The sequence below is a fragment of the Microbacterium sp. 13-71-7 genome, from assembly GCF_002257455.1.
In the GTDB taxonomy this organism is placed as follows: Bacteria; Actinomycetota; Actinomycetes; order Actinomycetales; family Microbacteriaceae; genus Microbacterium.
Map to the genome: position 1 here is coordinate 1 of NZ_NCKN01000163.1, position 9508 is coordinate 9508.

Annotated in this window: 8 protein-coding genes; 3 read left to right on the forward strand and 5 right to left on the reverse strand. The window is 72.5% G+C overall.

What is annotated here, in order from left to right:
* Both B7X32_RS14660 and B7X32_RS14665 read right to left on the reverse strand, forming a co-directional pair.
* Nucleotides 1–1294, reverse strand: a 1294-nt coding sequence (locus B7X32_RS14660) for an FtsX-like permease family protein (RefSeq protein ID WP_292721067.1), incomplete at its 3' end; no start/stop codon positions are given.
* Complete coding sequence (locus B7X32_RS14665; RefSeq protein ID WP_292721069.1) at nt 1291–2070, reverse strand: ABC transporter ATP-binding protein; 780 nt, start codon at nt 2068–2070, stop codon at nt 1291–1293. The genes B7X32_RS14660 and B7X32_RS14665, both read right to left, overlap by 4 nt.
* Before the next feature lie 124 nt (nt 2071–2194).
* Between B7X32_RS14665 and B7X32_RS14670 the strand changes: the two genes are divergently transcribed.
* Both B7X32_RS14670 and B7X32_RS14675 read left to right on the forward strand, forming a co-directional pair.
* A complete protein-coding gene (locus tag B7X32_RS14670) occupies nt 2195–3493 on the forward strand; it encodes a histidine kinase (protein WP_292721087.1) in 1299 nt (432 codons plus the stop codon).
* Complete coding sequence (locus tag B7X32_RS14675; protein WP_292721089.1) at nt 3474–4118, forward strand: response regulator transcription factor; 645 nt, start codon at nt 3474–3476, stop codon at nt 4116–4118. The genes B7X32_RS14670 and B7X32_RS14675 overlap by 20 nt, the downstream gene beginning before the upstream one ends.
* A gap of 18 nt (nt 4119–4136) precedes the next feature.
* Here B7X32_RS14675 and B7X32_RS14680 read toward each other — a convergent pair whose 3' ends face one another.
* The 3 genes from B7X32_RS14680 to B7X32_RS14690 all read right to left on the reverse strand — a co-directional run bounded on the left by B7X32_RS14680 (nt 4137) and on the right by B7X32_RS14690 (nt 7806).
* Nucleotides 4137–5408 carry an ATP-binding protein gene (locus B7X32_RS14680; RefSeq protein ID WP_292721092.1) on the reverse strand — a complete coding sequence of 424 codons (1272 nt, stop codon included), beginning with the start codon at nt 5406–5408 and terminating at the stop codon, nt 4137–4139.
* A gap of 86 nt (nt 5409–5494) precedes the next feature.
* Nucleotides 5495–6592, reverse strand: a complete 1098-nt coding sequence (gene mnmA / locus B7X32_RS14685; protein ID WP_292721094.1) for a tRNA 2-thiouridine(34) synthase MnmA — start codon at nt 6590–6592, stop codon at nt 5495–5497.
* 41 nt (nt 6593–6633) lie between these two features.
* Nucleotides 6634–7806, reverse strand: a complete 1173-nt coding sequence (locus tag B7X32_RS14690) for a cysteine desulfurase family protein (protein WP_292721096.1) — start codon at nt 7804–7806, stop codon at nt 6634–6636.
* 100 nt (nt 7807–7906) lie between these two features.
* On the opposite strand from B7X32_RS14690, the gene B7X32_RS14695 reads away from it, so the two are divergent.
* Nucleotides 7907–9508: isoamylase (locus tag B7X32_RS14695; protein WP_292721098.1), on the forward strand; the 1602-nt coding region annotated here is incomplete at its 3' end.

The following is a 9508-nucleotide window of genomic DNA, read 5'->3' on the forward strand; positions in this document are numbered from 1 at the left end:
GCAGCGCACCCGCGCCGACCAGGATCACGGCGGATCCGAGCGCGAGCTGCGGCGCGACGGCGGGATAGAAAGGCCGGAGCATCGCGGTCGTGAGGACGCCGGTCACCACGATCACGGCGGCGGACAGCAGTGCGGCGGTGCACACGTGGACGAGCGCCTGCAGCACCGCGGCCCGGACGATCACCGCCGTCGTCGCGCCGCCGGCCGACAGCAGCGCCTGCTCGCGGGCCTGGGTGCGGTTGCTCATGAAGACGACGACGGCCGCGCCGACTCCCGCGAGCAGAAGCGGCCCACCGAGCAGCACGATCATCTGCCCCGGCTTGAGGCCCTCGAACGGCTCGCCGGCGGCCCGGGCCGCCGCACCCCAGGTCGCGATGACCGTGTCGAGTCCGCCGAGCATCGCCGTCCCTGCGAGGAGCGGCGTGATCGACGCCGTGCTGCGTCCCAGGTGGTAGCGCGCCTGGTGGCGGGCGAGGAACCACGCCGCCGAAACCCTCGTGGGCAGCAACGCCGTCCAGGCCCGGAGCAGCGGCGCATAGAGGACCGGACCTCCTGCCACGATCACGGCGGTGAGGAGCGGCGCGATGAGCGGCGTCTGCGAGATCAGGGTGTTGCGGTCACCGGGGGTCACCGCAGCGGCCGAGGACATCCACCCCTGCACCGCGGCGACCATGCCCGCCGTCATGAGGGCGAACAGCGCCCATCGCCACCACCGCATCGTCGCGCCGCGCGGCTCGGACTCGCGCAACGCCTCGAGCGCAGGCGTGCGTGCCGCCCGGCGCGCGGCGGGCAGTCCGCCGAGCAGAGCGACGAGCAGCACACCGCCTGCCACCAGGATCGCGGTCAGCGGCCCGACGACGGCGGTCACCGTGTCGTAGCCGCCGGAGGCCCCCTCGAAGGCGAGACGCAGCACGAAGGGGGCGAGCAGCGCCGTCGCCCAGAGCCCCAGTGCCGCCCCGCTCAGGCTCAGCACCATCACCTGCCCCAGTACCACTGCCGCCGTCTGCCGAGGGGTGACCCCGCAGAGCTGCCATCGCGCATAGCCCGACCTGCCGAGATCGACAGCGAGGCGGGCGACGGCGCTGGTGACCGCGATCGCGCTCACACCGCCGAACACCAGGATCATCGAGGCGGCACCGCCGATCCCCGTCCCCGTCCGCCCGCCGACGTGCAGGCCCGTCTCGAGGAAGGATCCGCCGATCCCGATCGTGAGCCCCGCGACAGCCGCCACGAGCACGAGGCCCGCCCAGGCGCGCCAGTCCGCGCGCAGCTCTCCGAGCAGCAGCCGGATCATGCGCCGGCCTCCGCCGTGCGCAGCACGCGGCTTCCGACGTCGCGCCCCGCCGGCGACGGAGCCTCGCTCGAGGCGTGCTGTGCGGCCAGGATCCGCGCGGCGCTCGGCCGCCGCAGTTCGGCCACGACGCGCCCGTCCCGCAGCACGATCGTGCGATCGGCGCGTGCGGCGGCGTCCAGGTCGTGCGTCACCAGCACCACCGAGCGCTCTTCCCGCGCGTATCCGCGCAGCAGATCGAGCACGATGCCGCCGGCCGAGGAGTCCAGCGCCCCGGTCGGTTCATCCGCGAACAGCACGGCCGGCTGCGCGGCGAGCACCCGTGCGACCGCCACGCGCTGCTGCTGACCGCCGGAGAGCTGTCCAGGACGCTGGGCCCCGTGCTCCGCCAGCCCGACCGCGGCGAGCGCGCCCTCGACATCCGGCGCCGCGCGACGGGCCAGCCGAGCGGGGAGCGCCACGTTCTCCCGGACCGAGAGCGAGGGGATCAGGTTGTAGGACTGGAACACGAATCCGATCCGGTCGCGTCGCAGCCTCGCCAGCCTCGACGCGGACGCCCGCGTCAGCGCCTCCCCGTGCACCCTGACCTCCCCCTGATCGGCGTGCTCGAGACCCGCGAGGCAGTACAGCAGCGTCGACTTGCCGGATCCGCTCGGGCCGACGATGCTCACCATCTCCCCTGCGCCGACCACCAGGTCGATTCCGCGCAGCACCGGCACCCGCTCCCGCCCCACGATGTAGTGCTTCTCGACGCCCTCGGCCACCAGGATCTCTTCCATGCCTCCAGTCCAGCCGGATCCGGTCGGGCATGCAGGAGGCCGCAGGCGAGGTCGCTGGTAGCGCCAGGTCTACTCTTCGCCGCCGCCGGGCTCGGCGGATCCGCCTCGTCCCTAAACTGACCGCATGAGCACGCGCCCTCCTTCTCCGCGTCGTGCGCACACCGTGACGGAGGCCCTGCAGCGGGCGCCATGGGTCGCCCTGGCCTCGTGGTGGCCGTGGCGGGCGCTCGGCTATCTCCTGATCTCGGCCGTGCTCGGCCCGCTGCTGCTGGTGCTCCTGCCCCTCACTCTCCTGCTGCTGCCGATCTGGGGAATCGCCATCGGAGCTCTCGAACGCCGCCGGCAGCGTCTGCTGGGATTCGGCGCGATCCCGACCGGGCACGTCCGGGTGGCAAGGGAGGACCGGCACAACTGGCTGAACATCCGCCTCACGGAGCCCGCGACGTGGCGCGAGGCGCTCGTGCTGCTGCTGGACCTCGTCGCGGGGCTCTTCGCGCTCGTACTGCTCTTCTTCGAGGCGGTGGCCCTGATCGTGGTGGTCGGCGTGCCGATCCACGCGCTCACCCGCGGTGCCACCGAGATCCTCCTCTTCGGAGACGCCAGGATCCGCCTCGACGCCGGCAGCTGGTGGCTCCCTCCGGTGGCGCTCGTGATCGTGATGATCGTCGCCGCGTACCTGAACCTCGCCGTGGCGACGGCGCAGAGCCTCACGATCTCCTGGCTCCTCGCCCCGCGCGGCGCGGAGATCGAACAGCGGATGGAGCGGCTCACCCGCTCCCGGGCGGCGATCGTGACCGCGCATGAGGAAGAGCGACGGCGCATCGAGCGCGATCTGCACGACGGCGTGCAGCAGGAGCTCGTCGTGCTCGCCACCCGTCTCGGCGCGCTCGAGCTCGACCTGGCGCTCCTCGGGGACGAGGCGGATCCCGCCCGCCGGTCTCTCGTCGCGGCTCAGGACCAGGCCGAGCGCGCATCCGCGGCGCTGCGCGAATCCGTGCGGGGCATCCACCCTGCGGTGCTGGCCGACCGCGGCCTCGGCGCCGCTCTCGAGGAGCTCGCCGGACGGGCCCCGCTCCGCGTGTCACTGCAGTGCGACGAGCTCGGGCACGCCGACCCCGCCGTCGAGGCCGCGGCCTACTTCGTCGTGCGTGAAGCCCTCACAAACGCGGTCAAGCACACGGATGCCACGCGCGTCGATGTGTTCGCGCGCACGGATGGCGCATCTCTCGAGGTGATCGTGCGCGACGACGGCCGCGGCGGCGCCGACCCCTCCGCCGGCACAGGCCTCACCGGCCTGATGGCGCGCGCCGCGGCGCTCGATGGTGCGCTCGAGGTCGACTCCCCCGTCGGCGGGCCCACGACGATCGTGCTGACCGCGCCGCGCGGGCGCGAGGAGGTCGCGCATGCGCATCCTGCTCGCTGAGGACTCGGCGCTGCTGCGCGAGGCGTTCACGGCACTGCTCGTCCGGCTCGGACACGAGGTCGTCGGGACTGCCGGGGACGCGGACGAGCTTCGTCGACTCTTCTCCACCACGACGCCCGCTGCCGACCTCGTGATGACGGATGTGCGCATGCCGCCGGACGGCTCCGATGACGGGCTGAGGGCGGCTCTGGCGATACGGAGCGCACGTCCCGCGCAGCCCGTCCTGGTGCTCTCGCAGTACGTCGCCGACCACTATGCGCGCGAGTTGCTGACGCTGTCCGAGGGCGGAATCGGCTATCTCCTCAAAGACAGGGTCAATCGGATCTCCGACTTCGAACGCGCGCTCCGCACGATCGCCGGCGGCGGCACCGTGATCGACCCCGAGGTCGCCAGGCACCTGCTGCGCAGCGGCGGTCCCGACGTGCTGGACGGCCTCACTCCCCGCGAGCGCGAGGTGCTCGAGCTGATGGCCGAGGGGGCGTCCAACGGCGACATCTCCCGCGCCCTGCACCTCAGCGACGCCGCGGTGCGCAAGCACGTCGGGAACATCTTCACGGGACTGGGGCTGTCCCCTGCCCAGGAGAACCGGCGCGTCAGGGCGATCCTGCTCTTCCTGCAGAGGTGAGCGATCGCGCCCGGATGCTCAGAGCCGGGCGATGGTCTCGATATCCGCCCTGAATTCGGCGATCTCGTCCGCGGACACGGTCGCCCGCGTGCTCCCGAGAGCGCGCGCGTAGTCGTCCGTGTCGAGCGCGGACCCCTGCGCGCCGTCGCTCAGCGCCCGCGCCAGCGCCTCCTGGGATGCGCGCCGCGCGGCGTACTCGATATCGGCCGGCGTCAGCCCCTCGCTGGCCGCGACCAGCCGGTCCAGGTCCACGTCGCCGGCCGACTCGACCGGGATGTACCGCGCCCAGATCGCGCGGCGGGCGTCGGCGTCGGGCAGGCCGATCGGGATCACGTAGTCGAAGCGCCCGTGACGGAGGAAGGCCGCATCGAGCGCGCGCACGAAGTTCGTCGCGCAGATCAGGATCCTGCCCTCCCTGTCGCGGAAGTCGGCGACGAGCTTCAGCAGCTCGTTCGTGACGCCCTGCGTGGGCGAGGGCGGCGTTCCGCCGCGGCGGGAGGCGATCTCCTCGACCTCGTCGATGAAGACGACCGCGTGCTCGAGCTCGTCGATGGTCTCGAACGACGCGCGCAGCCCGCCGGCGAGACCCGTGCCGCCGTCGGCGAGCCGCGAGGGGAACAGCTCGACGAACGGCCAGTCGAGCCGCGAGGCGACGGCACGCGCGAAGGTGGTCTTGCCCGTGCCGGGAGGGCCGAACAGCATGACGGCGCGCGGAGGAACGACCCCGAACCGCTCGGCGAGCTCCGGGCGGGCGAGCGGCGTCACCAGACGCTCCTCGAGCAGGGTCTTCTCATGCGTCATCCCTGCGACGCGATCCCACAGGTGCGGCGGGAGGATGCGTCCGCCCACCTCTTTGAGCGCGTCGAGCTCACGCCGCTGGATCGGCATCGCGCGTTCGAGGTAGCGCACGGAATGGTGCACGTGGAAGCCGTTCTCGGTGAAGGCGCCAAGGCCGTCGGCCTCGGGGATGAGCACCGAGAGCTTCGCGAGGCCGAGGGGCGCCATCTTGCGCTCCAGCGCGTGCAGGAGCGACGAGCTCACCTCGGATCCGGCGTCGTCGATCGTCCCGAAGAACACGATCCACCCCTGCGCGTGCGCGCCCCGTCCGACCGCGGCGCCCACGAGCAGCTCGCCCTGGACGGCGACGACCGCGTGGTCCTGCTGGCAGGAGGCGATCACCTCGGCGAGCGAGTAGATGGGCCACTCGTTCTCGCGGGTGACCTGCCCCCACAGCCGGACGATCTGGTCCAGATCGTCCCCGTGGAAATCGCGGATGTACGTCCTCGTCATGGCGCCTCCTCCGTCGGACCGTGCACCCATCATCACAGAGGCTGCGGCCGGCGCCGTCGACATGACGCCCTGCGGCGCGTGAGGCCTCAGACTCCGGCCGGAACCGCCGAGACCGTGCGATCGATCGTGAACTGGCCGAGCACCCGCGTGCCGACGTACAGCACCGCGCTCTGGCCCGGTGCGACGCCGTCGAGCGGCTGGTCCGGGACGACCCTGACGCCGTCCTCCGCGACGAAGGCGCGCGCGGGGACGGGTTCTGCGTGCGCACGGATCTGCACCTCGCAGACGAACTCCCCCGGGGCGGGGGCCGCGCCGGCCCATGAGCGGCGCTCTCCGGAGATCTCGGCGATCGCGAGCGCCTCCTTCGGGCCGACGACGACCGTGTTCGAGACGGGGCGGACCTCGAGCACGAACCGGGGCTTGCCGTCGGGCGCGGGCACGCCGAGGCGCAGGCCCTTGCGCTGGCCGACGGTGAACGCGTGCGCGCCGTCGTGCGTGCCGACGACGGCGCCGTCGCGGTCGAGGATCTCGCCCTGCTCGGCGCCGACCTTCTCCGCGAGCCAGCCGCGGGTGTCGCCGTCGGGGATGAAGCAGATGTCGTGGCTGTCCGGCTTCTGCGCGACGCTCAGGCCGCGCTCGGCCGCCTCCGCGCGCACGAGCGCCTTGGACGGCGTGGAGCCGAGCGGGAAGTACGTGTGCGCGAGCTGCTCGGCGTTCAGCACGCCGAGGACGTAGGACTGGTCCTTGGCCGCATCCGAGGCGCGGTGCAGCTCGAGGCCGCCCTCGCCGTCGACGAGCGTCGCGTAATGCCCGGTGCACACGGCGTCGAAGCCGAGCTCGATCGCGCGCTCCAGGAGCGCGGCGAACTTGATCTTCTCGTTGCAGCGCAGGCACGGGTTCGGCGTGCGGCCGGCGCGGTACTCCGCGACGAAGTCGTCGATCACGTCCTCGCGGAAGCGCTCGGAGAAGTCCCAGACGTAGAACGGGATGCCGAGCAGATCCGCGGCCCGACGGGCATCCATCGCGTCCTCGATCGTGCAGCAGCCGCGGCTGCCGGTGCGCAGCGTGCCGCCCGCCCGCGAGAGAGCGAGATGCACGCCGACCACGTCGTGACCGGCCTCGACCGCGCGCGCGGCAGCCACCGCGGAGTCCACTCCCCCGCTCATCGCCGCCAGAACACGCATGGATCCAGTGTACGAGCGGACGACTGGACGAGGGCAGGGCGTCAGCGCACGGCGCCGGACGTCCGTGCGTACGCGTCGCCGATGACCGCGAGCACGGCGTCCACGTCGGCATCGGTCGACGTGCGTCCGAGCGTGAACCGGATCACGCTGCGCGCCTCCGCCTCGCTGCGACCGAGCGCCTGCACCACGTGCGAGGGCTCGGCGATGCCCGCCTGGCACGCCGATCCGGCCGATGCCGAGACCCCTGCCACATCGAGCAGGAACAGCAGGCTCTCGCTCGGCGCGCCGGGGAACAGCAGGTGCGCGTTGCCCGGCAGGCGACCGGAGGCGTCGGGATCGCCGAGGAGCTCGGCGGAGGGCACCCGGTCCAGGATCCCCGTGACGAGGCGATCACGCAGCGCTCCCAGTCGCACCGATTCCCCGGCGCGCTCGGCGACCGCGAGCTCCGCGGCGACGGCGAACGCCGCGGCCCCGGCGACGTCCTGCGTGCCGGAGCGGAGGCCGCGCTGCTGGCCGCCGCCGTGCAGCAGCGCCGCGAGACGCGCGGTGCGAGCGACCACGAGCGCTCCGGTGCCCGTGGGAGCGCCGATCTTGTGCCCTGCGACGCTGAGCGCGACGAGGCCCTCGCCGGCGGGCGCATCGCCGCGGAGCGCCGCGAACGACACCGGCAGATGCCCGAACGCGGCGACGGCGTCCAGGTGCAGTGGGACGCGCGCGGCGGCCGCCGCCGCGGCGAGCGCGGCGGCGTCGTTGACCGTGCCGACCTCGTTGTTGGCCATCAGCGCGGTGGCCACGGCCACCCCGTCCGTCACCAGCCCCGCCGCGAAGGCGTCGACGGGGATCCGCCCCACGGCGTCGAGCTCCACGGCGATCGCCCTGGCGCCGTCCGCGGCGAGCGCGGCGACCGTGTCGAGCGTCGCGTGATGCTCCCCGTCCGGGAGGAGGATCGCATCGCGCCCCTCCGGCCGGGAGCGCCACAGCCCCTGCACGGCGAGGTTCACCGATTCGGTGCCGCCGGAGGTGAGGACGACCTCGATCGGGTCGCACCCGAGCATCGCGGCGAGCCGCTCACGGGACTCCTCCAGAATCCGGCGCGCCTGCTGCCCGGCGCCGTGCGTCGAGGAGGCGTTGCCCGTCGACCGGCCGACGCGCAGCCACTCCTCGGCGGCCTCCGGCCGCAGGTCGGTCGTCGCGGCGTGATCCAGGTAGTGCACCCCACCACTCTCGCACCTCGCGCTGTGCTGGGACTCGGTGGCACGGATCGCGGTACGCCGTGGCAGCCCGATCGGCCGGCACCGCGATATTCTTTCCCTCATGTGTCCGCACGCGATAGAGGTCGAGAAGCCGGTACCCGACGGCGAGACCTGCGCCCTGTGCAGCCCGTCCCTCGACGAGCTTGGCGTCCGCCTCCACGACGGGGTCGCCACGCTGCGCGTCTGGTCGCAGAACGCGTCGTCGATCGAACTCGTGATCTTCGACGAGACAGACCTGGACTGGGAGACCGCGCAGCTCGCGCTCGAGCGTAGCCCCGGCGGCGTGTGGGAGATCACCACGGAGCTCCTCCAGCCCGGGACCCGCTATGCGCTCCGCGTCGACGGCGCGCACAGCCCCGGCAACACGTTCAACCCCGAGACCCTGCTCCTCGACCCGTACGCGCGGGGCCTCGCGGAGGGCGACGGCTACGAGGAATGGCGCTCCGTCGTCATCGTCGACGGCTTCGACTGGGGCGGCGTCGCAAAGCCGCAGACCTCCCTCGACCGCACCGTGATCTACGAGGGGCACGTCAAGGGACTCACCAAGCGCCACCCCGGGGTGCCGCCGGCGCTGCACGGCACCTACGCCGGCGTCGCGCATCCGGCGATGATCGAGTACTACCGCGAGCTCGGCATCACCGCCGTCGAGCTGCTGCCGGTGCAGGCGTTCGCCTCGGAGCCGCGGCTGCTGGACCGGGGCGTCTCGAACTACTGGGGCTACAACACCCTGAATTTCTTCACGCCCCATGCGGCCTACGCGACCGAGGATTCGCGCAAGGAGGGCCCCGAGGCCGTCCTGCGCGAGTTCAAGGGAATGGTGAAGCTGCTGCACGAGGCGGGGATCGAGGTGATCCTCGACGTCGTCTACAACCACACGAACGAGGAGGGCATCGGCGGCCCCCGCACGAGCCTGCGAGGGATCGACAACGCCCTGTACTACCGCCAGCAGGAGGACGGCAGCTACATCGACACCACGGGTTGCGGCAACACCCTGAACACCGCGACGCCCGCGGCGGCGCGCCTCGTGCTGGACTCGCTGCGCTACTGGAGCACGGAGATGCAGATCGACGGGTTCCGCTTCGATCTCGCCACCGCGCTCGCGCGCGACGAGTCGAGCACCTACGACCCGCAGCATCCTCTGCTGCACGCGATCAGGACGGATCCGGCCCTCGCCGACGCGAAGATCATCGCGGAGCCCTGGGACGTGGGCTTCGGCGGCTGGCAGACCGGCAACTTCCCGGCCGGGTGGAGCGAGTGGAACGACCGCTACCGCGACCGCGTCCGCAACTTCTGGCTCAGCGACATCGACTACGCCCGCCGCGCCTCGGCCCCGACCGGCATCGGCGGGTTCGCGAACCGCCTCGCCGGGTCGGCGAACACGTTCAGCGACGAGCGGGGTCCGCTCGCGAGCATCAACTTCGTCACCGCGCACGACGGCTTCACCCTGCACGACCTCGTCTCCTACGACGTCAAGCACAACGAGGCCAACGGCGAGGACAACCACGACGGCGCCGACATGAACCGCTCGTTCAACCACGGCGTGGAGGGCCCCACCGACGATCCGGTCATCCTCGCCGCGCGGCGCAAGGCCATGCGCAACCTGCTGGGCACGCTCATGCTCTCCGCCGGGGTGCCGATGCTCACCGCCGGCGACGAGTTCGGG